The organism is Pseudomonas sp. GW821-FHT09E12, assembly GCF_059416085.1.
This window is the reverse complement of sequence record NZ_JBWKOM010000008.1, coordinates 134,017-159,226: the sequence shown is the minus strand read 5'-3', so window position 1 is coordinate 159,226 and position 25,210 is coordinate 134,017. Positions and strand designations below refer to the sequence as shown.

General features: G+C 63.3%; 24 protein-coding genes. 3 read left to right on the top strand and 21 right to left on the bottom strand.

Features of this window, described 5'->3' with window-relative positions:
- Positions 1–48: 48 nt before the first annotated feature.
- Both recR and AC07PQ_RS23225 read left to right on the top strand, forming a co-directional pair.
- A complete protein-coding gene (gene recR / locus AC07PQ_RS23230) occupies positions 49–651 on the top strand; it encodes a recombination mediator RecR (protein ID WP_007922386.1) in 603 nt (200 codons plus the stop codon).
- A gap of 183 nt (positions 652–834) precedes the next feature.
- Positions 835–1,983, top strand: coding sequence for an acyl-CoA dehydrogenase family protein (locus AC07PQ_RS23225; protein WP_007922387.1), 1,149 nt, complete (start codon positions 835–837; stop codon positions 1,981–1,983).
- Positions 1,984–2,069: 86 nt separating this feature from the next.
- Here AC07PQ_RS23225 and AC07PQ_RS23220 read toward each other — a convergent pair whose 3' ends face one another.
- The 18 genes from AC07PQ_RS23220 to ccoN (AC07PQ_RS23135) form a co-directional block, all read right to left on the bottom strand.
- On the bottom strand, positions 2,070–2,618 hold the full coding sequence (locus AC07PQ_RS23220; protein ID WP_007922389.1) for an adenine phosphoribosyltransferase: 549 nt from the start codon (positions 2,616–2,618) through the stop codon (positions 2,070–2,072).
- 82 nt (positions 2,619–2,700) lie between these two features.
- Positions 2,701–3,435 (bottom strand): Crp/Fnr family transcriptional regulator FnrA, encoded by a 735-nt coding sequence (gene fnrA, locus AC07PQ_RS23215; RefSeq protein ID WP_007922390.1) that lies wholly within the window; start codon positions 3,433–3,435, stop codon positions 2,701–2,703.
- Between the two features lie 307 nt (positions 3,436–3,742).
- Positions 3,743–5,125, bottom strand: coding sequence for an oxygen-independent coproporphyrinogen III oxidase (gene hemN, locus AC07PQ_RS23210; RefSeq protein WP_007922392.1), 1,383 nt, complete (start codon positions 5,123–5,125; stop codon positions 3,743–3,745).
- 156 nt (positions 5,126–5,281) lie between these two features.
- The gene (locus AC07PQ_RS23205) at positions 5,282–5,965 is read right to left on the bottom strand and encodes a sulfite exporter TauE/SafE family protein (protein ID WP_007922394.1); all 684 of its coding nucleotides are present in this window, start codon (positions 5,963–5,965) and stop codon (positions 5,282–5,284) included.
- A complete protein-coding gene (gene ccoS / locus AC07PQ_RS23200; RefSeq protein ID WP_007922395.1) occupies positions 5,958–6,188 on the bottom strand; it encodes a cbb3-type cytochrome oxidase assembly protein CcoS in 231 nt (76 codons plus the stop codon). Before ccoS ends, AC07PQ_RS23205 begins: the two co-directional genes overlap by 8 nt.
- 24 nt (positions 6,189–6,212) lie before the next feature.
- Complete coding sequence (locus tag AC07PQ_RS23195; protein ID WP_493185258.1) at positions 6,213–8,663, bottom strand: heavy metal translocating P-type ATPase; 2,451 nt, start codon at positions 8,661–8,663, stop codon at positions 6,213–6,215.
- 87 nt (positions 8,664–8,750) lie between these two features.
- On the bottom strand, positions 8,751–9,290 hold the full coding sequence (locus tag AC07PQ_RS23190; RefSeq protein WP_007922399.1) for a FixH family protein: 540 nt from the start codon (positions 9,288–9,290) through the stop codon (positions 8,751–8,753).
- Between the two features lie 11 nt (positions 9,291–9,301).
- Entirely contained in the window at positions 9,302–10,717 is a 1,416-nt protein-coding gene (ccoG, locus tag AC07PQ_RS23185; RefSeq protein WP_493185257.1) for a cytochrome c oxidase accessory protein CcoG, read from the bottom strand.
- A 205-nt stretch (positions 10,718–10,922) separates the two neighbouring features.
- Positions 10,923–11,333 carry a type II toxin-antitoxin system VapC family toxin gene (locus AC07PQ_RS23180; protein ID WP_007922403.1) on the bottom strand — a complete coding sequence of 137 codons (411 nt, stop codon included), beginning with the start codon at positions 11,331–11,333 and terminating at the stop codon, positions 10,923–10,925.
- Entirely contained in the window at positions 11,333–11,587 is a 255-nt protein-coding gene (locus tag AC07PQ_RS23175) for a type II toxin-antitoxin system Phd/YefM family antitoxin (protein ID WP_007922405.1), read from the bottom strand. The genes AC07PQ_RS23180 and AC07PQ_RS23175 overlap by 1 nt, the downstream gene beginning before the upstream one ends.
- Before the next feature lie 165 nt (positions 11,588–11,752).
- Positions 11,753–12,730, bottom strand: coding sequence for a cytochrome-c oxidase, cbb3-type subunit III (gene ccoP, locus AC07PQ_RS23170; protein ID WP_007922407.1), 978 nt, complete (start codon positions 12,728–12,730; stop codon positions 11,753–11,755).
- Positions 12,727–12,912, bottom strand: coding sequence for a cbb3-type cytochrome oxidase subunit 3 (locus AC07PQ_RS23165; protein WP_493185256.1), 186 nt, complete (start codon positions 12,910–12,912; stop codon positions 12,727–12,729). The genes ccoP (AC07PQ_RS23170) and AC07PQ_RS23165 overlap by 4 nt, the downstream gene beginning before the upstream one ends.
- A 5-nt stretch (positions 12,913–12,917) precedes the next feature.
- Complete coding sequence (gene ccoO / locus AC07PQ_RS23160; RefSeq protein WP_009042961.1) at positions 12,918–13,526, bottom strand: cytochrome-c oxidase, cbb3-type subunit II; 609 nt, start codon at positions 13,524–13,526, stop codon at positions 12,918–12,920.
- Complete coding sequence (ccoN, locus tag AC07PQ_RS23155; protein WP_007921354.1) at positions 13,526–14,968, bottom strand: cytochrome-c oxidase, cbb3-type subunit I; 1,443 nt, start codon at positions 14,966–14,968, stop codon at positions 13,526–13,528. Before ccoN (AC07PQ_RS23155) ends, ccoO (AC07PQ_RS23160) begins: the two co-directional genes overlap by 1 nt.
- Positions 14,969–15,446: 478 nt before the next feature.
- Positions 15,447–16,400, bottom strand: coding sequence for a cytochrome-c oxidase, cbb3-type subunit III (gene ccoP, locus AC07PQ_RS23150; protein WP_007921353.1), 954 nt, complete (start codon positions 16,398–16,400; stop codon positions 15,447–15,449).
- A complete protein-coding gene (locus AC07PQ_RS23145) occupies positions 16,397–16,621 on the bottom strand; it encodes a cbb3-type cytochrome oxidase subunit 3 (RefSeq protein ID WP_007921351.1) in 225 nt (74 codons plus the stop codon). Before AC07PQ_RS23145 ends, ccoP (AC07PQ_RS23150) begins: the two co-directional genes overlap by 4 nt.
- A 3-nt stretch (positions 16,622–16,624) precedes the next feature.
- Positions 16,625–17,233 carry a cytochrome-c oxidase, cbb3-type subunit II gene (ccoO, locus tag AC07PQ_RS23140; protein WP_007921349.1) on the bottom strand — a complete coding sequence of 203 codons (609 nt, stop codon included), beginning with the start codon at positions 17,231–17,233 and terminating at the stop codon, positions 16,625–16,627.
- Positions 17,234–17,243: 10 nt separating this feature from the next.
- Entirely contained in the window at positions 17,244–18,668 is a 1,425-nt protein-coding gene (ccoN, locus tag AC07PQ_RS23135; protein WP_007921346.1) for a cytochrome-c oxidase, cbb3-type subunit I, read from the bottom strand.
- 99 nt (positions 18,669–18,767) lie between these two features.
- Between ccoN (AC07PQ_RS23135) and AC07PQ_RS23130 the strand changes: the two genes are divergently transcribed.
- On the top strand, positions 18,768–19,466 hold the full coding sequence (locus AC07PQ_RS23130) for an alpha/beta family hydrolase (RefSeq protein ID WP_493185255.1): 699 nt from the start codon (positions 18,768–18,770) through the stop codon (positions 19,464–19,466).
- A gap of 186 nt (positions 19,467–19,652) precedes the next feature.
- On the opposite strand, the gene AC07PQ_RS23125 is transcribed toward AC07PQ_RS23130, so the two are convergent.
- The 3 genes from AC07PQ_RS23125 to acnA form a co-directional block, all read right to left on the bottom strand.
- A complete protein-coding gene (locus tag AC07PQ_RS23125; protein ID WP_007921342.1) occupies positions 19,653–21,218 on the bottom strand; it encodes a methyl-accepting chemotaxis protein in 1,566 nt (521 codons plus the stop codon).
- Positions 21,219–21,390: 172 nt separating this feature from the next.
- Positions 21,391–22,182, bottom strand: coding sequence for a CPBP family intramembrane glutamic endopeptidase (locus tag AC07PQ_RS23120; RefSeq protein WP_007921333.1), 792 nt, complete (start codon positions 22,180–22,182; stop codon positions 21,391–21,393).
- Positions 22,183–22,343: 161 nt separating this feature from the next.
- On the bottom strand, positions 22,344–25,085 hold the full coding sequence (acnA, locus tag AC07PQ_RS23115) for an aconitate hydratase AcnA (protein WP_007921331.1): 2,742 nt from the start codon (positions 25,083–25,085) through the stop codon (positions 22,344–22,346).
- Positions 25,086–25,210 lie beyond the last annotated feature (125 nt).

Below are 25,210 nucleotides of genomic sequence, written 5' to 3'. Positions count from 1 at the left end.
GAGGCGCGGGTATAAACCGCGTCTCGTCGTTTTGTCGGACCTTTACCCATGAGCTTCAGCCCCCTGATTCGCCAACTGATCGATGCCCTGCGCACTTTGCCGGGTGTGGGTCAGAAAACCGCCCAGCGCATGGCCTTGCAGCTGCTGGAGCGCGACCGCAGCGGTGGTACGCGATTGGCCCAGGCGCTGAGCCAGGCCATGGAGGGCGTCGGCCACTGCCGCCTGTGCCGCACCCTGACCGAGGACGACCTGTGCCCGCAATGCGCCGATCCACGGCGCGACGACACGCTGTTGTGCGTGGTCGAAGGGCCGATGGATGTCTACGCGGTGGAGCAGACCGGTTATCGCGGTCGCTATTTCGTGCTCAAAGGCCACCTGTCGCCTCTCGACGGCCTGGGCCCGGAAGCCATCGGCATTCCCCAGCTGCTGGCGCGGATCGAAGAGCAAGGCAGTTTCACCGAGGTGATCCTGGCCACCAACCCGACGGTGGAAGGCGAGGCGACTGCCCATTACATTGCCCAGCTATTGACCAACAAAGGCCTGATCACCTCGCGTATCGCCCATGGCGTGCCCCTGGGTGGCGAGCTGGAACTGGTGGACGGCGGCACCCTGGCGCACTCGTTTGCCGGGCGCAAGCCGATCGCGCTGTAAGTGTTTCGGCTGTGAGCAAAAAACTACTGTAGGAGCGAGCTTGCTCGCGATGGCCGCCCGACCTGGCGCGCCGCGTCGCCTGCATCGCCAGCAAGCTGGCTCCTGCAGGGCGTTTCGTGCGGTCCTTCTTGAAAACCAAGCAAGCGCTAGGTAAGTTTCCTCAACCTTCAGAGGAGCTTGCCGATGTCTGCCTGCCAGGAATACTTCGACCCTAGCCATCAGTTGGTCCGCGACAGCGTTCGACGTTTCGTCGAGCGGGAAATCCTCCCGGACATCGATCAGTGGGAGGAGGCGCAAGGCTTCCCCCGCGAGCTGTACCTCAAGGCTGGCGCAGCCGGCATCCTCGGTATCGGCTATCCCGAGGCCCTGGGGGGCAGTCACGAGGGCGACCTGTTCGCCAAGATCGCCGCCAGCGAGGAGCTGATGCGCTGTGGCTCCGGCGGCCTGGTGGCGGGCCTGGGTTCGCTGGACATCGGTTTGCCGCCGATCGTCAAATGGGCGCGCCCCGAGGTCCGCGAGCGGGTGGTGCCGCAGGTACTGGCGGGGGAGAAGATCAGCGCCCTGGCGGTCACCGAGCCCGGCGGCGGTTCGGACGTGGCCAATCTGCAGACCCGGGCGCTGCGTGACGGCGACTTCTACCGCGTCAGCGGCAGCAAGACCTTTATCACCAGTGGCGTGCGCGCCGATTTCTACACCGTGGCGGTGCGTACCGGCGAGCCCGGTTTCGGCGGCATCAGCCTGCTGCTGATCGACAAGGGCACACCGGGATTCACCGTCGGCCGGCAACTGAAGAAGATGGGCTGGTGGGCGTCGGATACCGCCGAGCTGTTTTTCGATGATTGCCGAGTGCCGGCCAGTCATTTGATCGGGGTCGAGAACATGGGCTTCGCCTGCATCATGGGCAACTTCCAGAGCGAGCGCCTGGCGCTGGCGCTAATGGCCAACATGACCGCTCAGCTGGCGCTGGAAGAGAGCCTGAAGTGGGCCCGGGAGCGCGAGGCCTTCGGCAAGCCCATCGGCAAGTTCCAGGTGATCAAGCATCGCCTGGCGGAGATGGCGACCGCGCTGGAGGTGTCCCGCGAGTTCACTTATCGCCAGGCGGCTAAGATGGCGGCGGGCCAGAGCGTGATCAAGGAGATTTCCATGGCCAAGAACTTCGCCACTGATACCGCCGACCGCATCACCCACGATGCCGTGCAGATTCTCGGCGGGCTGGGTTACATGCGCGAAAGCCTGGTGGAGCGGCTGTATCGCGACAACCGCATCCTGTCCATCGGCGGCGGCACCCGGGAAGTGATGAACGAAATCATCAGCAAGCAGATGGGGTTGTAGGCCAGCTGAAGGCGTGGGGCGCCATCTTTGTAGGAGCGAAGCTTGCTCGCGATAGCGCCGGCCCTGACAACCCAAGTGGCGGCGATTTAACGCTCGCTCAACGAGAACTGCGTCAGGCAGAAGGTTGGAATGTCCATGTCTCGCAGGCGTTGCGAGCCGCCCAGCTCAGGCAGGTCGATGATGGCGGCGGCCTCGTAGACTTTTGCCCCCATGCGGCGCACCAGGTTGGCCGCGGCGATCAGGGTACCGCCGGTGGCGATCAGGTCATCGAACATCAGCACCGAATCGCCTTCGCACAGGCTGTCGGCATGCACTTCCAGGAAGGCTTCGCCGTATTCGGTCTGGTAACCCTCGGCAAGCACATCGGCCGGCAGCTTGCCTTGCTTGCGGAACAGGATCAGCGGTTTGTTCAGCTGGTAGGCGATGATCGAGCCGATCAGGAAACCACGGGCATCCATGGCACCGACGTGAGTGAAGTCTTCTTCGACATAACGCTGGGCAAAGGTGTCGGCGACCAGGCGCAAGGCCTTGGGCGACTGGAACAGGGGAGTGATGTCACGGAAGATCACGCCCGGCTTGGGGAAGTCGATGACTGGGCGGATCAGGGATTTGATGTCGAAGGAGTCGAAGGCCATCGTGGCGGTGTCCTGGCGGGCATGAAGTGGAGCGCGCCAGTATAGCCCCGCCCAAGCCACTTGGCTCGGGCGGGGCTCTGCCTCAGCCTTCCAGGGAACCGCCGGCGAGGGCGCACAGCTGGATCGGGTCGAGAATGTGCACCTCTTTGCCTTCGGCGGCGAGCAGCGCGTTCTGCTGGAAGCGGGTGAACACCCGGGACACGGTTTCCACCGCCAGGCCCAGATAGTTGCCGATCTCGTTGCGCGACATGCTCAAGCGGAACTGGTTGGCCGAGAAGCCGCGGGCGCGAAAGCGTGCCGACAGGTTGACCAGGAAGGTGGCGATGCGCTCGTCGGCGGTCTTTTTCGACAGCAACAGCATCATCTGCTGGTCGTCGCGGATCTCGCGGCTCATCACCCGCATCAGCTGGCGGCGCAGTTGGGGCAACTGCAGGGCCAGTTCGTCGAGGCGTTCGAAGGGGATTTCACAGACCGACGTGGTTTCCAGGGCCTGGGCGGAAACCGGGTGGATCTCGGTGTCCATGCCGGACAGGCCGACCAGTTCGCTGGGCAGGTGGAAGCCGGTGATCTGTTCTTCGCCGCCGTCGCTGAGGCTGAAGGTCTTCAGGGCACCGGAGCGCACTGCATAGACGGAGTCGAAGGCGTCGCCCTGGCGAAACAGGAACTCGCCTTTTTTCAGGGGGCGGCCGCGTTTAACGATTTCGTCCAGCGCATCCATGTCTTCCAGATTCAGAGAAAGTGGCAGGCAGAGGGGGGCCAGGCTGCAATCCTTGCAATGGGCCTGGTTATGAGCGCGCAGTTTTACTGGCTCGGACATTCAATAGAATCCTTGTGGGAAAACACACATAAGCCGTAAGGGTAACTCACGGGAGGAGGTTCCGGCCAGTCCGTGCCGTATTGGCGCTTAGTCGTAAAGCTGTCCGTTTGTAGCTTCCAGGCCACTGCGGAAAAATGCGCTCGTGCAGTCCATTCAGGGTATTTCCAGCGCTGACCGTCACTTGCAGCCGCCGATTATCCCAGCGTCAAGTATCAGGCTTGTTTGCGCCTTGTCTGTCCCGACAGTTTTTGCCCGTCACCTGCGACAAGTTGCCGCGCCGAACGGTCAGGTCGCGGCTCATGACGCCTTAGATGACCCGGGAAAAACGCTGTCGATTCTGTTGCTCCAGATACGTGTCGAACACCATGCACACCGAACGCACCAGCAGGCGCCCGGCTGGCAGCACTTCAATGCCTTCGTTGCTCAGCTTGATCAGGCCGTCTTCGGCCATGGTTTGCAGTTGCGGCCAGAGGTCGCCGAAGTAACCGCGAAAATCGATGTTGAACTGCTGCTCGATGGCCTCGAAGTCGAGGCTGAAATTACAAATCAACTGCTGGATCACCGCGCGCCTGACGCGGTCGTCCTGATTGCATACCAGGCCGCGACTGGTGGCCAGTTGCGCGCCGCCCAACAGATTCTGGTACTGGGTCAGGTCGCTGCTGTTCTGGCAGTACAGGTCGCCGATCTGGCTGATGGCCGAGACGCCCAGGCCGATCAGGTCGCAGTGGCCATGGGTGGTGTAGCCCTGGAAATTGCGTTGCAGGGTCGACTCTTCCTGGGCGATCGCCAGTTCGTCGTCGGGCAGGGCGAAGTGGTCCATGCCGATGTAGCGGTAGCCCGCAGCCGTCAGCTGTTCGATGGTGCGCTGCAGCATCTGCAGTTTTTCCGCCGGTTCCGGCAGCTCGTGGCTGTTGATCCGCCGTTGCGGCATGAAGCGCTCCGGCAGATGCGCGTAGTTGAACACCGAGAGCCGGTCCGGTTGCAGGTTGATGACTTCCTCGACGGTGCGGGCGAAGTTGTCCGGCGTCTGTTTTGGCAGGCCGTAGATCAGGTCGATGTTGATCGAGCGAAACTGCAGGGTGCGCGCCGCTTCGATCACCGCCCGGGTTTCTTCCAGGCTCTGCAGGCGATTGACCGCGCGCTGTACCGCCGGGTCGAGGTCCTGCAGACCAATGCTGACGCGGTTGAAGCCCAGCTCGCGCAGCAGGCCCATGGTCGACCAGTCGGCTTCGCGGGGATCGATCTCGATGCCGTAGTCGCCCGAATCGTCGTCCAGCAGGTTGAAGTGCTGGCGCAGGTGGCTCATCAGCTGCCGCAGTTCATCGTGGCTGAGAAAGGTCGGGGTGCCGCCGCCGAAGTGCAGTTGCTCGACCTTCTGCCCGGGGTCGAGATGGCAGGCGATCAGCTGGATTTCCTGTTCCAGGCGCTGCAGGTAGGGCAGGGCGCGCCCGCGGTCCTTGGTGATGACCTTGTTGCAGGCGCAGTAGTAGCAGATGTTCGCGCAGAACGGCACGTGCACGTACAGCGACAGCGGCCGTAGCGCCTTGCGGCTCTCGCGCAGGGCGTGGAGCAGGTCGAAGGTGCCCACCTGGCTGTGGAATTGCACAGCGGTGGGGTAGGAGGTGTAGCGCGGTCCCGCCAGGTCGTAACGGCGGATCAGATCGGTGTCCCAACGAATGGCGTCGAGCATGCGGGAATTCCCCCGGTAGGCTGGCAGTGTTCGCGAGTCTAGGGGGTTGGCGCCCGGACCATCTTGATTTGCATCAAGGCTGGCGGGGGCGCGGAACCTGTCATACGAGTCTTGCGTCGTCGCTGCCGAAGGGCGGAGGCAGCGGGAAGGGTTGCCTCAGTGCCCCATCAACCAATGCTGATGTGGACCGGGCAAGGTCCAGATGCCGAACAGGATCACCAGCAGGCCGCCGGCCATGCGCACGCTGCGCCGACGCAGCAGCGCGGTGACCCGTTCCGCTGCGAGCCCGGTCGCCAGCAGCACCGGCCAGGTGCCCAGGCCGAAGGCCAGCATCAGCAAGGCGCTGTCGAGGGCATTGCCCTGGCTGGCGGACCACAGCAGTGTGCTGTAGACCAGGCCGCACGGCAGCCAGCCCCAGAGCGCGCCCAGCAGCAAGGCGCGTGGCAGGCTCGACACCGGCAGCAGGCGGTTGGCCACTGGCTGTATATGGCGCCACAGGCCGCGTCCGAGGCTTTCGATGCGGGTCAGGCCGCTCCACCAGCCGGCCAGGTACAGGCCCATGGCAATCAGCAGCAGGCCCGCCAGCACGCGCATGGCCATGGCCGCCGGGCTGCTGGCCACGGCCCAGCCTGCCAGGCCGATCAGCAGGCCCGCGGTGGCGTAACTGAGGATGCGCCCCAGGTTGTAGGCCAGCAGCAGGCGAAAACGCCGGCTGCGCTGCTCCGGGGGAATGGCCAGGGTCAGGGCGCCCATCAGGCCGCCGCACATGCCCAGGCAGTGACCGCCGCCGAGCAGGCCGAGAATCACCGCGGAAACCAGCAGCGGTGCCAGCTCAAGCATGGGGCGGCGCCTGGTCTTTGTGTGGTGGCTGCTCGGCCGTCGGTGAGCCCTTGGCCTCGTCGACCGCGGCAGTGTGCTTGGGGTCCTGGTCGTCGAACAGAATGCTGTGGGCGGGGCCGTCGAGGTCATCGTACTGACCGCTGTCGACCGCCCAGAAGAAGATGTAGATGGCGATGGCCACGATCAGCAGCGCCGCCGGGATCATCACGTAGAGAGCTGGCATGGGTAGGCTCCATGCCCGCGCGGCTCAGGCCGGTAGCGGGCGGGTTTGGGTCGTGGCCTCGGCCTGGGGCTGGCCCGGCAGGCGAGTCAGGCGCAGGGCATTGAGCACCACGGTCAACGAACTGATGGACATGCCGATGGCGGCCCATACCGGAGTGATCCAGCCGAGGGCGGCGAACGGCAGCATGAGGCCATTGTACAGCCCGGCCCACAGCAGGTTCTCGATGATTATCCGACGCGTGCGGCGGGCCAGGCCGAAGGCCTGCACCAGCGCATCCAGGCGGTTGGACAGCAGCACCGCATCGGCGCTGGTCTTGGCCAGGTCGGTGGCCGAGCCCATGGCCACGCTGATATCGGCGGCGGCCAGCACCGGCACATCGTTGACCCCGTCGCCGAGCATCAGCACTTTGCGGCCCTGGCGATGCAGTTGTTGCAGCACCTGCAGCTTGTCGTCGGGACGCAGGCCGCCGCGGGCTTCGTCGATGCCCAGTTCGGCGGCGACGCTGGCGACCATCGGCGAGCTGTCGCCCGAGAGCAGCAGGGTGTTCCAGCCGCGCGCCTTGCAGGCGGCCAGCAGCGCCGGAGCGTCGCTGCGCAGGCGATCGTCGAGGACCAGCCAGGCCAGCGGCCCTTGGCTATCGCCCAGCAGCAGCCATTGGCCGGCTTCGTCCGGCATTGCCGGGACCGCACAGGCGCTGAGCTCGCAGACGAAGGCGGGCTGGCCGATGCGCAGACGCTGTTCGCCCACCAGTCCTTCCAGGCCCAGCCCGGGCATGCTCAGCACTTCTTCCGCGGCCAGCGGCGCACGGCCGAAGGCTCGGGCAATCGGGTGTTCGGAGCGGTTTTCCAGGGCGGCGGCCAGGCCCAGGCACTGCTGGCTGTCGAGGTCGCCCACAGGAAGAATCGAGCGCAAGGCCAGGCGCCCCTCGGTGAGGGTGCCGGTCTTGTCGAAAATCACCGTGTCGATCTGGTTCAGGCCTTCGAGTACATGGCCGCGGGTCAGCAGCAGGCCGAGTTTGTGCAGGGTGCCGGTGGCAGCGGTGAGCGCGGTCGGGGTGGCCAGGGACAGCGCACAGGGGCAGGTGGCGACCAGCATGGCCAGGACGATCCAGAAGGCCCGGGAGGCGTCCAGCTGCCACCAGAGCAGGCCGATGGCGGCCGCGGCGATCAGGGAGAACAGCAGGAACCATTGGGCGGCGCGGTCGGCGATCTCCGCCAGGCGCGGTTTTTCCGCCTGGGCCCGGTCCAGCAGGCGGACGATGGCCGACAGGCGCGTGTCCTGACCCAGGGCCAGGACCTCCACGGTCAGCGCGCCCTCGACGTTGAGGGTGCCGGCGGTAACCGCATCGCCGATGTTGCGCGGTTGCGGCAGGTATTCACCGGTGAGCAGGGATTCGTCGATGCTCGACTGGCCATCGAGGATCTTGCCGTCGGCCGGCAGGATGGCGCCGGGATGCACCAGCACCTGGTCGCCCAGGCGCAGTTCGCTGAGCAGGATGCGTTCGCTCTGGCCATCGGCGCCCAGGCGCAGGCACGAGGCCGGCAGCAGGTTCACCAGTTGCGCGGTAGCGGCGGCGGTGCGTTCGCGGGTACGGCGTTCCAGGTAGCGTCCGGCCAGCAGGAACAGGGCGAACATGCCCACGGCATCGAAGTACAGCTCGCCGACGCCAGTGATCGAGGTCCAGATCCCGGCGATGTAGGCGGCGCCAATCGCCAGCGACACGGAAACGTCCATGGTCAGGTGGCGGGTGCGCAGGTCGCGCAGGGCGCCCTTGAAAAACGGCGCGCAGCTGTAGAACACGATCGGCGTCGTGAGAAACAACGCGACCCAGCGCAGGATGGTGTGCAGCTCGGGGCTCAGGTCGATATTGAATTCCGGCCAGGTGGCCATGGTCGCCATCATCGCCTGGAACCACAGCAGTCCGGCCACGCCCAGTTGGCGCAGGGCCAGGCGGTTTTCACTGGCCAGTTGCTCGGAAGCACGGTCGGCCTGATAGGGGTGTGCGGCGTAGCCGATCAGGCGCAGCTCGCTGAGCACCTGGCTCAGTGGCAACTGGCTGTCGGCCCAGCGCACATGCAGGCGATGGTTGGACAGGTTCAGCCGCGCCTCGGCCACCGCCGGCAGGCTGCGCAGGTGTTTCTCGATCAGCCAGCCACAGGCGGCGCAGCTGATGCCTTCCATCAGCAGGGTGGTTTCGGCCAGTTCGCCCTCATGCCGGACGAAGGGTTGCTGCACGTCCGCCCGGTCGTACAGCGCCAGTTCGTCCACCAGTTGCACCGGCAGCGCCTCCGGGTTGGCCGAGGCTTCGCTGCGATGGCTGTAGTAGCTCTCCAGGCCGCCGGCGACTATGGCTTCGGCCACTGCCTGACAGCCCGGGCAGCAGAACTCGCGGGAGGCGCCGAGCACGACGGCGGTGAAGCGGCTGCCGGCGGGAACGGGCAGGGCGCAGTGGTAGCAGGGCAGTGGCGTGGTCATCGCGGGTCTTTGTTCCAGGGGCGGACCTCATCGCCGGCAGGCCGCTGCCTGGGAAGCAGCAGCCTGCCGGCGATGTTCGGAGGGCGCTTACTTGTCCAGGTGTTCCGCGCCTTGCAGCGGTTCGTCACCCAGCAGCAGGTCCTTGTCGTGGCTGACCTGTTCCTCTTCAAACATGCGCCAGGTCTTGTCGCCCTCGACACCCAGCAGTTCGACAAACCGGCGGCCATCGACCTTGTCGCTCAACTGGCCAATGTAGCGGCCTTGTTCGGTTTCGCTGCGGGCGAGGGTGATCTTGCGGTCTTTTTCCGGCTGGGTCGGCGAGATCAGGTTCAGCTCCAGGGTGGCGGGCGCGCTGTTGCCGCTCAGGCGCAGGTCGACTTCGCCGGTGAGGTCATCCAGGTGCACGCTGGCGCGCAGTTGCAGGGTCTGGGCCAGCAGCTCGCGGTCCAGGGAGCGGTTGATGCCTTTGCCGGCTTCGTAGTAGTTGTCGTTGACCAGGTTGTCCGGGTTGTTCACCGCGATGGTCACCATGGACAGGGTCAAGGTCACCGAGCAGGCCAGGATACCGATGATGATCCAGGGCCAGAGGTGCTTGTACCAGGGGCTTGTGGCGGTCGCTGCGGGCATGATGACTTCTCTTAACGAATTTGTGGGCCAATGAACCGGCTCTTGGCTTCAACGTGGACGCTTTCGTCGTCGGCGTCCTTGAGGATGAACTTCACCTCGTTGGTGCTCGACGGCAGTTGTTCCGGCGAACTCGACAGCTCGACCGGCATGCTGACGATATCGCCGGCCGCCACCTTGATCTCGCGCCGGCCTTGCAGCTTGAGGTCCGGCAGGCCGGCGGCGTCCAGTACGTAGGTATGGTCGCGCTGGTCCTTGTTCATGATCTTCAGGCTGTAGACGTTTTCGATCCGGCCTTCGGCGTTCTCGCGATAGAGCACGCGGTCCTTGCTGACATCGAAGCCCACCAGCGAGCGCATGAAGAAGGCCGTGACCAGCAGGCTGATCATCGCCAGCAGCACCAGCGCATAACCGATCAGGCGTGGACGCAGTTTATGGGTTTTCTGCCCGGACAGGTTGTGTTCGGTGGTGTAGCTGATCAGGCCGCGCGGGTAGTCCATCTTGTCCATGATGTTGTCGCAGGCATCGATACAGGCGGCGCAGCCGATGCATTCGATCTGCAGGCCGTCACGGATGTCGATGCCGGTCGGGCAGACCTGGACGCACATGGTGCAGTCGATGCAATCACCCAGGCCCATGGCCTTGTAGTCGGCGCCTTTCTTGCGCGGGCCGCGACCTTCGCCGCGACGCGGGTCGTAGGAGACGATCAGGGTGTCCTTGTCGAACATCACGCTCTGGAAGCGGGCGTACGGGCACATGTAGATGCACACCTGTTCGCGTAGCCAGCCGGCGTTGCCATAGGTGGCGAGGGTGAAGAAGCCGACCCAGAAATACGACCAGCCATCGGCCTGGCCGGTGAAGAAGTCGATGACCAGCTCGCGGATCGGCGAGAAGTAACCGACGAAGGTCATGCCGGTGACGAAGCCGATCAGCAGCCAGAGGCTGTGCTTGCTGAACTTGCGCAGCAATTTGTTGGCGCTCATCGGCGCCTTGTCGAGCTTGATGCGCTGGTTGCGGTCGCCTTCGGTGACCTTCTCGCACCACATGAAGATCCAGGTCCAGACGCTTTGCGGGCAGGTATAGCCGCACCAGACGCGCCCGGCATACACAGTGATGAAGAACAGGCCGAAGGCGGCGATGATCAAAAGCCCCGACAGCAGGATGAAATCCTGGGGCCAGAAGGTGGCGCCGAAAATGAAGAACTTGCGCTCCGGCAGGTTCCACCAGACAGCCTGGTGGCCGCCCCAGCTGAGCCACACCGTACCGAAATACAGCAGGAACAGGGCCGCACCGCCAACCATCCGCAAGTTGCGGAAGAGGCCGGTGAAAGCGCGTGTGTAGATTTTTTCCCGAGAGGCGTAGAGGTCTACGCTGTTGTTCGAATTCTTGGCAGGAGGGGTGACGTCATGTACCGGAATCTGGTTGCTCATCATTGCATCCCACGGCAGTGGAGAAATGCCCCGGTCAGTACGTGCCGACCGCGATCAAGTAGGGGTGTTGCAGTGGCGCAATGATACGCCTGTCGCTCTAGCTCAAGGGTGCGACCTTTGGTCGCGTTGGGGGAAATCAAATGATGGTGTAATGACTTGAATCAATTGACTTGTGAATTATGGACGCTTTTCGCCGCGACCGCGTTCAATCGTTCCACGGGTTGAGCAGTTGCACACCGCTGGACTGGAAGTCGGCGATGTTGCGGGTAACGACTGTCAGCCCATGTTCCAGGGCGGTCGCCGCAATCAGGGCATCGCATTCATTACTGCGATCAGGAACGTGCAATCGGGCGCAGCGCATCGCGACAGCAGGGTCAATGGCCAGTATTCGTCCGTTGAAAGCGGGCATCACGTGCAGTTCCAGCCAGGCACGCAGCAGCGCCCCTTGGGTGCGATCGCGGCGTTCCAACCGCAGGATGCCGGTTTCCAGTTCCAATAACGTAATGACTGACAAAAACAGGCTGGTTGGCGCCACGGTCTGAGCCCAGGCCACTACCTTGCGATCAGCGTTGGGCTTACGTAATTCGGACACGACGTTGGTATCGAGCAAAAACATCAGGACAGATCGATCTCGCGAGGAATGATGGTTGCGCGCTCTGTTTCGAAATCGATTTCAGGCGCTTCAGGCATGACCAGCATGTCGACGATGCTGGTGTTCAGGCCGCTCAGTTTTTCGTAGTCCTCAATGCTTAGCAGCACATGGGCGGGCCTGCCACGGTCGGTGATGATGACCGGGCCGTTTCTCGAGGCTTTTTTGGCACCACTTGTGTCCTGATTGAATTCGCGACTGGAGATGGTGGTGGTAGGCATCGTCATACCCTCGACAAAAATTTCATGTAGCAACGTTACTACTCTTGGCGGGGAGGCGGCAATCTCAAGCGGGGGCAGAGCGACGGACGTGAGGGGAGAGGAAAATAAAAAGGCCCCGCCAATGGACATTGGCGGGGCCTTTTCTGTTACCCGAAGGTGTCTGCCTTACTCGGCGTCCGCCGGCTTGTCACTGTGGGACAGGCTGTAGACGTAAGCGGCCAGCAGGTGGACCTTGTCGTTGCCTTGCAGCTGTTCCTGGGCAGGCATCTGGCCCTGGCGGCCGTAACGGATGGTCTGCTGCAGTTGGGCGAAGCTCGAGCCGTAGATGAACGCACCCGGGTGGGTCAGGTCAGGCGCGCCCATGGCTGGGGTGCCTTTACCGGCCGGACCGTGGCACGCCACGCAGTTGGCGGCGAAGATCTTCTGGCCGTTGGCCGGGTCGGCCTTGGCGCTTTCCGGCAGCTTGCGGCCATCGAGGTTGGTCAGCACGTAGGCGGCCACATCGCTGACGCCTTGTTCGCCGATGACTTCGGCCCAGGCCGGCATCACCGCGTGACGACCGCCCATGATGGTGGTCTTGATGGTCTCCGGCTCGCCGCCCCAGCGCCAGTCGGCGTCGGTCAGGTTCGGGAAGCCATAGGCGCCCTTGGCGTCGGAACCGTGGCAGACCGAGCAGTTGGAGGCGAACAGGCGGCCACCCATCTTCAGGGCTTGCGGGTCCTTGGCGACTTCTTCGATCGGCATGGAGGCGAACTTGGCGAAGATCGGACCGAACTTGGCGTCCGACTTGGCCATTTCCTTTTCCCACTCGTGCACGCCGGTCCAGCCGGTCTGGCCGTTGGCGAAGGGGGTCTGCTTTTCGGTGTCCAGGTAGTTGTAGCCTGGCAGCAGGCCTTTCCAGTTACCCAGGCCCGGGTAGAGCACCAGGTAACCCAGGGCGAAGACGATGGTGCCGACGAACAACATGAACCACCATTTCGGCAGCGGGTTGTCGTACTCCTCGATCCCGTCGAAGGAGTGGCCGACCGTCTCGTCGGTCTGCTCGGCGCGCTGGCCCTTGCGGGTCGACAGCAGCAGCCAGGTCAGGGCGAAAATGGTACCCAGACTGAGGACTGTGACGTACAGACTCCAGAACGTAGTCATTCTTTGTTACTCCTAGAAGCTTGCTCGACGTGCTTGATGGCTTCGGGATCATCCGCGAACGGCAGCAAGGTCGCGTCTTCGAACTCGGACTTGCGCTTGGGGCTGAATACCCACAGCACCAGGCCGATGAAGGCCACCATCACCACTACGGTGCCCAGGCCACGAATCATCCCGATATCCATCTAAATCACCGTTTGCTTTTGATGATGGTGCCAAGGCCTTGCAGATAGGCCACCAGCGCGTCCATTTCGGTTTTGCCCTTCACGGCATCCTTGGCACCGGCGATGTCTTCGTCGGTGTAAGGGACGCCGAGCGTGCGCAAGACTTCCATTTTTTTCGCGGTGTCTTTGCCGTCGAGCTTGTTTTCTACGAGGAACGGGTAAGCCGGCATTTTCGACTCGGGTACAACGTTGCGCGGGTTGTACAAGTGCGCACGCTGCCAGTCATCGGAGTAACGACCACCGACGCGGGCCAGGTCCGGACCGGTACGCTTGGAACCCCACAGGAACGGGTGGTCCCAGACGCTTTCGCCGGCGACCGAGTAGTGGCCGTAGCGTTCGGTTTCGGCACGGAACGGACGGATCATCTGCGAGTGGCAGCCGACACAGCCGTTGGCGATATAGACGTCGCGGCCTTCCAGTTCCAGGGCGGTGCGCGGCTTCATGCCTTCCACCGGCTTGTTGGTGACGTCCTGGAAGAACAGCGGGACGATCTGGGTCAGGCCGCCGATGCTGACGGCGATGACCATGAAGAAGGCCAGCAGGCCGATATTCTTCTCTACTGCTTCATGCTTCATCAGTGAGCTCCAACTACAGAGATCTGAGCGGCGGCTTCAGCTTCAGCCGGGTTCGAGGCGCGAACGGTGCGGAACACGTTGTACGCCATGAACAGCATGCCGGCGGCAAAGAACGCACCGCCCAGGGCGCGCACGATGAAACCAGGGTGGCTGGCCTGCAGGGCTTCGACGAAGGAGTAGGTGAGGGTGCCGTCATCGTTGATTGCACGCCACATCAGGCCCTGGGTGATGCCGTTGACCCACATCGAGGCGATGTAGAGCACGGTACCGATGGTTGCCAGCCAGAAGTGGGTGTTGATCAGGCCGATGCTGTGCATCTGCTGGCGACCGAAGACTTTCGGGATCATGTGGTACAGGGCGCCGATGGAGATCATCGCTACCCAGCCCAGAGCGCCGGCGTGTACGTGGCCGATGGTCCAGTCGGTGTAGTGCGACAGCGAGTTGACGGTCTTGATCGCCATCATCGGCCCTTCGAAGGTCGACATGCCGTAGAACGCCAGGGACACCACCAGGAACCGCAGGATCGGGTCGGTGCGCAGCTTATGCCAGGCGCCCGAGAGGGTCATCATGCCGTTGATCATGCCGCCCCAGCTTGGCGCCAGCAGGATGATCGACATGGCCATGCCCAGGGACTGTGCCCAGTCCGGCAGCGCGGTGTAGTGCAGGTGGTGCGGACCGGCCCAGATGTACAGGGTGATCAGCGCCCAGAAGTGCACGATGGACAGGCGATAGGAGTAGATCGGACGCTCGGCCTGTTTCGGCACGAAGTAGTACATCATCCCCAGGAAGCCGGTGGTCAGGAAGAAGCCCACGGCGTTGTGGCCGTACCACCACTGGATCATGGCGTCGGTCGCGCCCGAGTAGGCGGAGTAGGACTTGAAGAAGCTGACCGGCAGGGAAGCGTGGTTGACGATGTGCAGCATCGCGGTGACTACGATGAAGGCACCGTAGAACCAGTTACCCACATAGATGTGCTTGGTCTTGCGCTTGACGATGGTGCCGAAGAACACCAGACCGTAGGTGACCCAGACGATGGCCAGCAGTATAGCCAGGGGCCATTCCAGTTCCGCGTATTCCTTGGTGGTGGTGTAACCCAGCGGCAAGGTAACGATCGCGCCGACGATCACGGCTTGCCAACCCCAGAAGGTGAAGGCCGCCAGGCTGTCGGAAATCAGTCGCGTTTGGCAGGTTCGCTGCACGACGTAGTAAGAAGTGGCAAACAACGCACATCCACCGAAGGCGAAAATCACCAGGTTGGTGTGCAGCGGGCGCAGGCGTCCAAAGGTCGTCCATGGCAGACCGAAGTTCAACTCCGGCCAGACCAGTTGCGAGGCGATGAAGACACCGAGCCCCATGCCAAGGATCCCCCAGACCACCGTCATGATGGCGAACTGGCGGACTACCTTATAGTTATAAGCAGTCGGACTGATTGCTGTGCTCATTCTAAGGTTCCACGGTTTGGGTGTTTTATTAGGAGTAAAAATCGGCCGCAAGTATGGAGAAAGCAGGGGGTCATTGCAACGCGCCATGACCTGGGTCAATGCTTTCAAAAGCTGATTCTGCGGCCTTTCCATGCGCGGAGTAAGGACAAAATCGGCCCAGGACAAAATGTCGCAGCGGATGAAAAAGGCGAGGGGGTACAGGTCAGTTGTAACCGGGTGTGTGGAAAGCCATTGAGCGAGCGACAGACGGTAAGTGGCACGACAGCCGGTATACACCAGCCTTTGCGGCCTGTCCTCGAACGACGGCTTCGAATGGAGCGGCTACTTCTGGTCTGTGACCGGCCATTGCCAGTCCACTGCGAAGCAGCTTAGACCTGAATCCGGAGAGTGGAAAGGCAGAGGGTAGAGAGGGTGCGACACTTGGTCGCGCAGAGGCAGGGAACTGCCGCATCGAGCGATGCGGCAGTGGGTGGAGCGGTTATTGCTCGCTTGGGGTCTCGGTCTGCGGCTGGCTGGCCGCGTTGTGGGACAGGCTGTAGACGTAGGCCGCGAGCAGCTGCACCTTGTCGTTGCCCAGCAGTTCGCTCTGCGCCGGCATATGGCCCTGGCGACCATGGCGAATGGTCTGTTGCAGCTGGGTCAGGCTGGTGCCGTAGATGAAGCCCGCCGGTTGCGTCAGGTTCGGCGCGCCCATGATTTCCGTGCCTTGGCCGTTGGCGCCGTGACAGGCGACGCAGGTGGTGCTGAACGCCTGTTTGCCGGCGACCAGGTCGGCGCTGCTGTCGGCGGGCAACGGCAGGCCGGCGAGTTCGTGACGCACATAGGCCGCGACGTTCTTCACCCCGTCCTCGCCCAGCACTTCACCCCAGGCCGGCATGGCCGCCATGCGACCGCCCATGATGGTGGCCTTGATGGTGTCGGCGTTGCCGCCCCAGCGCCAGTTGTTGTCGGCCAGGTTAGGGAAGCCGAAGGCGCCCTTGGCATCCGAGCCGTGGCACACCGAGCAGTTGGAAGCGAACAGGCGTCCGCCCATTTTCAGCGCCTGCGGATCCTTGGCCACTTCTTCCACGGGCATGGCGGCGAACTTGGCGAAGATCGGGCCGAACTTGGCGTCTGCCTTGTCCATTTCCTTTTCCCACTCGTGCACGCCGGTCCAGCCATTTTCATAGCCGGGCAGGATGCCTTTCCAGTTGCCCAGGCCCGGGTAGAGGATCAGGTAGCCGACGGAAAACACCAGGGTGCCGGCGAACAGCATGAACCACCACTGCGGCAGCGGGTTGTCGTACTCCTCGATGCCGTCGAAGCTGTGGCCCATGGTCTGGTCGACGCTGCCCTTGGTCTCGCCCTTGCGCGTGCCGATCAACAGCCAGGTCAGGCCGATCAGGCTGCCTATGGTCAGTACGCAGATGTACGTACTCCAGAAGGTGGTCATGGCCGAATGCTCCTTGTCGCGTGCTCTTCGGATTGAGCGTCATCAGATGGATTGCCGTGCACTTGCGGCGAAGGTTCGTCGGCGAAGGGCAGCAGGCGCGCCTGGGCGAACTCCGGGTTGCGCTTGGCGTTGAAGACCCAGATCGACAGGCCGATGAAGGCAATCATCACCACCAGCGTGCCGAGCCCGCGGATCATGCCGCTATCGAGTTCAAGAACCATGGCTCACCTCTTGCTCTTGATCGCAGTGCCAAGCACTTGCAGGTAGGCGACCAGGGCATCCATCTCGGTCTTGCCCTTGAGGGAGGCGACGGCACCGGCGATATCGTCGTCGTTGTACGGCACGCCGAGGGTGCGCATGGCGCGCAGCTTGGTCTCGGTGTGGCTGCTGTCGACCTGTTGGGTGACCAGCCATGGGTAGGCCGGCATCTTCGACTCGGGCACCACGTTGCGCGGGTTGTACAGGTGCGCGCGGTGCCAGTCGTCGGAGTAGCGGGCGCCGACCCGGGCCAGGTCCGGACCGGTACGCTTGGAACCCCACAGGAACGGGTGGTCCCAGACGCTTTCGCCGGCGACCGAGTAGTGGCCGTAGCGTTCGGTCTCGGCGCGGAACGGGCGGATCATCTGCGAGTGGCAACCGACGCAGCCTTCGCGGATGTAGATATCGCGGCCTTCCAGCTGCAGGGCGGTGTAGGGCTTCATGCCTTCCACCGGCTTGTTGGTGACGTCCTGGAAGAACAGCGGGACGATCTGGGTCAGACCGCCGATGCTCACGGCAAATACCATCAGCAGCATCAGCAGGCCGACGTTTTTCTCGATGACTTCGTGTTTCATGGCGGACTCCTCAGGCCATCTGCGCAGCGGCGGTGATTTCGGCAGGCTGGGCCGCGCGCACGGTGCGCCAGGTGTTGTAGGCCATCAGCAACATGCCGAAGAGGAAGATCGCGCCACCGACCAGCCGCACGATGAAGCCTGGGTGGCTGGCCACCAGGGTTTCGACGAAGGAGTAGGTCAGCGTCCCGTCTTCGTTGACGGCGCGCCACATCAGGCCCTGGGCGATGCCGTTGACCCACATCGAGGCGATGTAGAGCACGGTGCCGATAGTGGCGAGCCAGAAGTGCGCGTTGATCAGGCCGATGCTGTGCATCTGCTGGCGACCGAAGACTTTCGGGATCATGTGGTACAGCGCGCCGATGGAAATCATCGCCACCCAGCCCAAGGCGCCGGCGTGGACGTGGCCGATGGTCCAGTCGGTGTAGTGGGAGAGGGCGTTGACGGTCTTGATCGCCATCATCGGACCTTCGAAGGTCGACATGCCGTAGAACGCCAGGGACACCACCAGGAACCGCAGGATCGGGTCGCTGCGCAACTTATGCCAGGCACCCGACAAAGTCATCATGCCGTTGATCATGCCGCCCCAGCTCGGTGCCAGGAGGATCAGCGACATCACCATGCCCAGGGACTGCGCCCAGTCCGGCAGCGCGGTGTAGTGCAGGTGGTGCGGGCCGGCCCAGATGTACAGGGTGATCAGCGCCCAGAAGTGCACGATGGACAGGCGATAGGAATACACCGGACGCTCGGCCTGCTTGGGCACGAAGTAGTACATCATCCCCAGGAAGCCCGCAGTCAGGAAGAAACCCACCGCGTTGTGGCCGTACCACCATTGCACCATGGCGTCGGTCGCACCGGCATACACCGAGTAGGACTTGGTCAGACTGACGGGCAGTTCCAGGTTGTTGACGATGTGCAGGATGGCCACGGTGATGATGAAACCGCCGAAGAACCAGTTGCCGACGTAGATGTGCTTGGTGTTGCGCTTCATCACCGTGCCGAAGAACACGATGGCGTACGCCACCCAGACGATGGTGATGAGGATGTCGATCGGCCATTCCAGCTCGGCGTATTCCTTGGAGCTGGTGTAGCCCAGCGGCAGGCTGATGGCCGCCAGGAGGATTACCAGCTGCCAGCCCCAGAAGCAGAACGCGGCAATTGCGGGAGCAAACAAGCGGGTCTGGCAAGTACGTTGCACTGAATAGAAAGAGCTGGCGAACAAGGCGCAGCCGCCAAAGGCGAAAATCACCGCGTTGGTGTGCAACGGGCGCAGGCGACCGAAACTGGTCCAGGGCAGGTTGAAGTTGAGTTCGGGCCAGACCAACTGGGCAGCGAGAAAAACCCCGAGCCCCATGCCGACGATGCCCCACACCACCGTCATAATGGCGAATTGGCGGACCACCTTGTAGTTGTAGGCGGTACTGATAGAAGTGTTCATGGTTCCCCATCCACGGTTCAGCTGAAGTGAAAGCGACTGCGCACGGCAAGGCGCGCTCACTTCTTCTGGAGTTATAGGCAGACTAAAAGCGAGGTAAGCATGGGCAAACGGCAAGGGGCTGTTATTGACGGGGATCAATGGGCGCAGTGCGTGCGGGAACGGGGCTGGCTCTGGGATGTCGCGCAGCCGTCGCCGACCGGCGAACCGCTGACCCTGATCCTGGCCCATGGCGCTGGCGCGCCGATGGACAGTGCTTTCATGAACGATATGGCCGCACGCCTTGCGGCGCATGGGGTCAACGTCCTGCGCTTCGAGTTTCCCTACATGGCCCAGCGTCGCCTCGATGGTGGCAAACGGCCGCCTAATCCGACGCCGAAGCTGCTGGAGTGCTGGCGCGAGGTCTATGCCCAGGTGCGACCTCATGTCGCTGGGCAGTTGGCCATCGGCGGCAAGTCCATGGGCGGGCGCATGGCCAGTTTGCTCGCCGATGAGCTGGGCGCCGATGCGCTGGTGTGCCTGGGGTATCCGTTTTATGCCGCCGGCAAGCCGGAGAAACCGCGGGTCGCTCACTTGGCCGAATTGCGCACCACGACCCTGATCGTCCAGGGCGAGCGCGACGCCCTCGGTAACCGGGCGGCGGTCGAAGCCTATGCACTGGCGCCGGCTATCGAGCTGTTCTGGCTGGCGGCGGCCGACCATGACCTGAAACCGCTCAAGGCCTCAGGCTTCACCCATGAGCAGCACCTGGAAGCGGCGGCGCAGAAAGTTGCCGAGGTTTTGCGTCAACTGAATGGCTGAACGCTTTTTTGACTGTAGGAGCGAAGCTTGCTCGCGATTGTTTTTCAAGGCGACAACGGTGGCGACTGCCAAGCTCCATCGCGAGCAAGCTTCGCTCCTACAGATACAGAAGACGCGCGTGGTGCTGGAAAACAGGCAATAAAAACCCGGAAGGCGAACCTTCCGGGTTTTTTGTCTGGCTTCGGCTTAGCGGTTGAAGCGTTCGACCAACGAGTACTGCGTGTTGGCGGTGCGGGTCAGCTCTTCGCTGAGTTGCGCCGAATGCTGCGCCTGCTCCGAGGTCTGGTCGGCCAGTTGGGCGATGGTGCTGATGTTGCGGCTGATCTCCTCGGCCACGGCGCTTTGCTCTTCGGTGGCGGCAGCGATCTGGGTGGTCATGTCGGTGATGTTGGCCACCGCTTCGCTGATGCCCACCAGCGCCTGGTCGGCTTCCAGCACCCGGGCCACGCCTTCCTCGGCCTGACGGTGTCCGGCGTCCATGGTTTGCACCGCCGTGCTGGCGGTTTGCTGGAGCTTGGCGATCAGGGTGTGGATCTGCCCGGTGGATTCGCTGGTGCGTTGCGCCAGTTGGCGAACCTCGTCGGCCACCACCGCGAAGCCGCGGCCCATTTCCCCGGCGCGAGCTGCTTCGATGGCCGCGTTCAGCGCCAGCAGGTTGGTCTGGTCGGCGATGCCCTTGATCACATCGACCACGCCACCGATTTCGTCGCTGTCCTTGGCCAGCTGGGTCACGGTCAGGCCGGTTTCGCCCACCACCACCGACAGGCGCTGGATCGCTTCGCGGGTTTCCCCGGCGATGTCGCGTCCGCGCCCGGTGAGGCGGTTGGCTTCCTGGGTGGCATCGGCGGTGCGCTGCACGTGGCTGGCCACTTCCTGGGTGGTGGCGGCCATCTGGTTGACCGCGGTGGCCACCTGTTCGGTTTCCACGCGCTGGCGTTCCAGGCCGCTGGAGCTGTTGTGCGCCAGGGTGTCGGACTGCCGCGCCTGCTCGTTGAGGTGCTCGGCGGTATCCTGCAGGCGGGTCAGGCAGGTTTTCAGGCGGGCTTCCTGGCTGAGGATCGACATCTCCAGGCGCGCCTGGGCGCCACGGCTGTCGGTGTACATCTGGGCGATCAGCGGGTCGGAGGTGGTCTGCTCGGCCAGGCGCAGCAAACGCTTGAGGCCGCGCTGTTGCCAGCTCAGCCCGAGCAGGCCGAGCGGCACGCAAAGGCCGGCGGCGAGGGCAAAGCCCCAGGAAGAGTTGAGCCAGGCGCCAATCAGGAAGCTCAGCTGGCTGATCAGGATGAATGGCAGCCAGTCCTGAAGTATCGGCAGCCATTTGTCGCGTTTCGGAATGGCCGACTTGCCCTGGTTGATGCGTTGGTAAAGCGCTTCGGCGCGGCGGATCTGCTCGGCGGTGGGTTTGACCCGCACCGACTCGTAGCCGACCACTTGCTGGCCTTCGAAGACCGGTGTCACGTAGGCGTTGACCCAGTAGTGGTCACCGGTCTTGCAGCGATTCTTGACAATGCCCATCCATGGCAAGCCTTGTTTCAGGGTGGCCCACATGTGCGCGAACACCGCGGCCGGGACGTCGGGGTGACGGACCAGGTTGTGCGGTGCGCGGACCAGTTCCTCACGAGAAAACCCGCTGATTTCAACGAAGGCATCGTTGCAGTAGGTGATCACGCCTTTGGCATCGGTGGTGGAGATCAACCGTTGCTGAGTCGGAAAGGTACGTTCGCGCTGAGTGACGGGCTGGTTGTTACGCATGGTTTTTCTATCCGCAAGGCTTTGATAGGTTGTCGGCGGCCTTCGCCAATTATTGAGGTTTTTTTCAGTAATTTGAGAAGTGCCTCATTGACAGATGCCTTATTTTGCAAGGGGGGGTGAGGGGAAGCGGCGAAGCCGAGGCCCGTCCAGGGGAGCCCCGGCTTGGCCAGGGTCAACCCGCGAGCATCGGGTAGGTGAACAGCCCGAAGTGCAGCAGGTTCAAGCCGAAATGGGTGGCCACCGCGGCGCCCAGGCCGCCAAAGCGGTAGGCCAGGCCGTAGCCGACCCCGGCGATGCTCGCCAGCAGCCACCATTGCCAGCCGGCGCCCACATGCACCAGGCCGAACAGCAGGGCCGCGCACATCAGTGCCAGGTTTTCACCATAGGGCAGGTGCTTGAGGCGACGGCTCAGGCCGCCCTGGATGTAGCCACGGAACAGCGCTTCTTCCACCAGGGTGACCAGCAGCAGGTTGTTCAGCACCCACAGCCAGGCCTGGTCCGGCCATTTCGGCGCCCAACTGATGATGCCCAGCAACACTGCGCCGCCCAGGGCCGCCAGGGCGGTCAGGGTCAAGGCCAGGGCAGTGGTATAGAGGGACAGGCGCAGCGAGCGGCGCCCGATGATCCAGGGGCAGACCAGCAACAGCCAGAAGCCGATCAGCGGCTTGTCCTGGTTCAGGTACATGGAAAACGGCACGGCATCGGCGGTGAAGCGTTCCGGGCCGATCGCCCGGCCATTGTAGAAACCGGGGAGCCAGTGCATGGCCAGCGCCAGGGCCAGCACCACGAACAGGCCGTGTCCCAGGTAGCGCGCGTAAGGGCTTTTCTGCTGGCGCACGGCAAAGCCCGCGCACAGCAGCAAGGCGACGGAAATCGCCGCCAGCAGGCCCAGTTGGCCGTAGCTCAGGGCCAGGGCGTAACCAATGGAGAGAAGTGCCAGGTACATCCATGGCAGAACAGTCATGTGAAATCCTTGTTGCGAAAAGAATGGAATCAGCCGCTCGCGCAACCTGCGTCGGCGGTTACTGGATAGAACGAGCGGGCGGCCAGTATAACGAGGCGCGGGCGATGAATAAGTGAAACAAAAACACCGCCCGTAGGCGGTGTTGGTGTTGCGGCATGGCGTTACGCGGCGATCAGTTGCCGCAGGACGTAGTGCAGGATCCCGCCGGACTTGAAGTATTCCACCTCGTTCAGGGTGTCGATGCGGCACAGCACCTCGACCTTTTCCTGGCTGCCATCCTCGCGGGTGATCACCAGGGTCAGGTTCATCCGCGGTGTCAGCTCGACACCGGTCAGGCCCTGGATATCCAGGGTTTCCTTGCCAGTGAGGTTCAGACTCTTGCGGTTCTGGTCGAGCTTGAACTGCAGCGGCAGCACGCCCATGCCCACCAGGTTGGAGCGGTGGATGCGCTCGAAGCTCTCGGCGATCACCGCCTTGACCCCCAGCAGGTTGGTGCCCTTGGCGGCCCAGTCGCGGCTGGAGCCGGTACCGTATTCCTGGCCGGCGATCACCACCAGCGGCGTAGCCGATTGCTGGTACAGCATGGCCGCGTCATAGATCGCCAGTTTCTCGCCGGTGGGGATGTAGATCGTGTTGCCGCCTTCTTCGCCGCCGAGCATTTCGTTGCGGATGCGGATGTTGGCGAAGGTACCGCGCATCATCACCTGATGGTTGCCGCGCCGCGAGCCGTAGGAGTTGAAGTCCCGCGGTTCCACGCCCTGCTCGCGCAGGTAGCGGCCGGCCGGGCTGTCGGCCTTGATGTTGCCGGCCGGGGAAATGTGGTCGGTGGTCACCGAGTCGCCCAGCAGCGCCAGGACCCGCGCGCCCTCGATATCCTTGATCACCGGCAGCGGGCCGGCGATGTCGTCGAAGAAGGGTGGATGCTGGATATAGGTGGAATCCGCCTGCCACACGTAGGTCGCGGCCTGCGGTACTTCGATGGCTTGCCATTGGGCGTCGCCGGCGAACACCTCGGCGTATTCCTTGTGGAACATCCGGGTGTTGACCTGGGTGACGGCCTCGGCGATTTCCTGGCTGCTCGGCCAGATGTCGCGCAGGTAGACCGGCTTGCCGTCCTTGCCTTCGCCCAGCGGTTCGCTGCTGATATCGATGCGCACGCTGCCGGCCAGGGCATAGGCCACCACCAGCGGCGGCGAGGCCAGCCAGTTGGTTTTCACCAGCGGGTGCACCCGGCCTTCGAAGTTGCGGTTGCCGGACAGCACCGAGGCGACGGTCAGGTCGGCTTTCTGGATGGCTTTCTCGATCGGCTCCGGCAAGGGGCCGGAGTTGCCGATGCAGGTGGTGCAGCCATAACCCACCAGGTCGAAGCCCAGGGCGTCGAGGTATTGGGTCAACCCGGCGGCCTTGTAGTAGTCGGTGACCACTTTCGAACCCGGCGCCAGCGAACTCTTCACCCAGGGCTTGCGCTTGAGACCTTTTTCCACAGCCTTTTTCGCCACCAGGCCGGCGGCCATCATCACGCTGGGGTTGGAGGTGTTGGTACAGGAGGTAATGGCGGCGATCACCACCGCACCGTTTTTCAGGCGGTAGGTCTGGCCGTTATGGGCGTAATCGACTTCGCCTATCAGGTCGGCGCTGCCCACGGCCACGCCGCCACCGCCTTCGCTTTCCAGGCGGCCTTCTTCCTTGCTAGTGGGCTTGAACTGCAGATCGAGAAAGTCGGTGAAGGCCTGGCCGACGTTGGGCAGGGAGACCCGGTCCTGCGGCCGCTTCGGCCCGGCCAGGCTGGCTTCCACCGTGCCCATGTCCAGCGCCAGGCTGTCGGTGAATACCGGCTCCTTGCCCGGCAGGCGCCACAGGCCCTGGGTCTTGCTGTAGGCCTCCACCAGTTTCACCACGGCGTCCGGGCGGCCGGACAGGCGCAGGTATTCCAGGGTGACGTCATCCACCGGGAAGAAGCCGCAGGTGGCGCCGTATTCCGGGGCCATGTTGGCGATGGTGGCGCGGTCGGCCAGCGGCAAGTCGGCCAGGCCGTCGCCATAGAACTCGACGAATTTGCCGACCACGCCTTTCTTGCGCAGCATCTGGGTGACGGTCAGCACCAGGTCGGTGGCGGTGATGCCTTCCTTGAGCTTGCCGGTCAGTTTGAAACCTATGACTTCCGGGATCAGCATCGACACCGGCTGGCCGAGCATCGCCGCCTCGGCCTCGATGCCGCCCACGCCCCAGCCGAGTACGCCGAGGCCGTTGATCATGGTGGTGTGGGAGTCGGTGCCGACCAGGGTGTCGGGGAAGGCGTAGGTGCGGCCGCCTTCGTCCTTGGTCCAGACCGTGCGGCCCAGGTATTCCAGGTTGACCTGGTGACAGATCCCGGTGCCCGGCGGCACCACGCTGAAGTTGTCGAAGGCGCTCTGGCCCCAGCGCAGGAAGGCATAACGCTCGCCGTTGCGCTGCATTTCAATGTCGACGTTCTGTTCGAAGGCGGTGTTGCTGCCGAACTTGTCGACCATCACCGAGTGGTCGATCACCAGGTCCACCGGCGACAGCGGGTTGATGCGTTGCGGGTCGCCGCCGGCCTTGGCCATGGCCGCGCGCATGGCCGCCAGGTCGACCACCGCCGGCACGCCGGTAAAGTCTTGCATCAGCACCCGCGCCGGGCGGTACTGGATCTCGCGATCCGAGCGGCGCTCCTTGAGCCAGGCGGCGAGGGCCTTGAGGTCGGCGCCGGTGACGGTCTTTTCGTCTTCCCAGCGCAGCAGGTTTTCCAGCAGGACTTTCAACGACATCGGCAATTTGTCGAGATCGCCAAGGCGCTTGGCGGCTTCCGGCAGACTGAAGTAGTGGTAGGTCTTGTCGTCGATTTTTAATGTTTTAAGGGTTTTCAGGCTATCGAGGGACGGCATTGAATCACTCCTTTTGGTCCGCACGGCTACGGACCTGACGGGACGGGCAGAGCTCTTAACCTAGCCCTGTTTTCAGTAGCTGGCTAATAACTGGACTCTATGGACAAGTCCAAGGTTCCGAACTC

Coding starts and splice junctions, on each gene's coding strand:
- recR (WP_007922386.1), top strand. CDS start 49: ATGAGCTTCAGCCCCCTGATTCGCCAACTGATCGATGCCCTGCGCACT.
- AC07PQ_RS23225 (WP_007922387.1), top strand. CDS start 835: ATGTCTGCCTGCCAGGAATACTTCGACCCTAGCCATCAGTTGGTCCGC.
- AC07PQ_RS23220 (WP_007922389.1), bottom strand. CDS start 2,618: ATGGCCTTCGACTCCTTCGACATCAAATCCCTGATCCGCCCAGTCATC.
- fnrA (WP_007922390.1), bottom strand. CDS start 3,435: ATGTCCGAGCCAGTAAAACTGCGCGCTCATAACCAGGCCCATTGCAAG.
- hemN (WP_007922392.1), bottom strand. CDS start 5,125: ATGCTCGACGCCATTCGTTGGGACACCGATCTGATCCGCCGTTACGAC.
- AC07PQ_RS23205 (WP_007922394.1), bottom strand. CDS start 5,965: ATGCTTGAGCTGGCACCGCTGCTGGTTTCCGCGGTGATTCTCGGCCTG.
- ccoS (WP_007922395.1), bottom strand. CDS start 6,188: ATGCCAGCTCTCTACGTGATGATCCCGGCGGCGCTGCTGATCGTGGCC.
- AC07PQ_RS23195 (WP_493185258.1), bottom strand. CDS start 8,663: ATGACCACGCCACTGCCCTGCTACCACTGCGCCCTGCCCGTTCCCGCC.
- AC07PQ_RS23190 (WP_007922399.1), bottom strand. CDS start 9,290: ATGCCCGCAGCGACCGCCACAAGCCCCTGGTACAAGCACCTCTGGCCC.
- ccoG (WP_493185257.1), bottom strand. CDS start 10,717: ATGAGCAACCAGATTCCGGTACATGACGTCACCCCTCCTGCCAAGAAT.
- AC07PQ_RS23180 (WP_007922403.1), bottom strand. CDS start 11,333: ATGTTTTTGCTCGATACCAACGTCGTGTCCGAATTACGTAAGCCCAAC.
- AC07PQ_RS23175 (WP_007922405.1), bottom strand. CDS start 11,587: ATGCCTACCACCACCATCTCCAGTCGCGAATTCAATCAGGACACAAGT.
- ccoP (WP_007922407.1), bottom strand. CDS start 12,730: ATGACTACGTTCTGGAGTCTGTACGTCACAGTCCTCAGTCTGGGTACC.
- AC07PQ_RS23165 (WP_493185256.1), bottom strand. CDS start 12,912: ATGGATATCGGGATGATTCGTGGCCTGGGCACCGTAGTGGTGATGGTG.
- ccoO (WP_009042961.1), bottom strand. CDS start 13,526: ATGAAGCATGAAGCAGTAGAGAAGAATATCGGCCTGCTGGCCTTCTTC.
- ccoN (WP_007921354.1), bottom strand. CDS start 14,968: ATGAGCACAGCAATCAGTCCGACTGCTTATAACTATAAGGTAGTCCGC.
- ccoP (WP_007921353.1), bottom strand. CDS start 16,400: ATGACCACCTTCTGGAGTACGTACATCTGCGTACTGACCATAGGCAGC.
- AC07PQ_RS23145 (WP_007921351.1), bottom strand. CDS start 16,621: ATGGTTCTTGAACTCGATAGCGGCATGATCCGCGGGCTCGGCACGCTG.
- ccoO (WP_007921349.1), bottom strand. CDS start 17,233: ATGAAACACGAAGTCATCGAGAAAAACGTCGGCCTGCTGATGCTGCTG.
- ccoN (WP_007921346.1), bottom strand. CDS start 18,668: ATGAACACTTCTATCAGTACCGCCTACAACTACAAGGTGGTCCGCCAA.
- AC07PQ_RS23130 (WP_493185255.1), top strand. CDS start 18,768: ATGGGCAAACGGCAAGGGGCTGTTATTGACGGGGATCAATGGGCGCAG.
- AC07PQ_RS23125 (WP_007921342.1), bottom strand. CDS start 21,218: ATGCGTAACAACCAGCCCGTCACTCAGCGCGAACGTACCTTTCCGACT.
- AC07PQ_RS23120 (WP_007921333.1), bottom strand. CDS start 22,182: ATGACTGTTCTGCCATGGATGTACCTGGCACTTCTCTCCATTGGTTAC.
- acnA (WP_007921331.1), bottom strand. CDS start 25,085: ATGCCGTCCCTCGATAGCCTGAAAACCCTTAAAACATTAAAAATCGAC.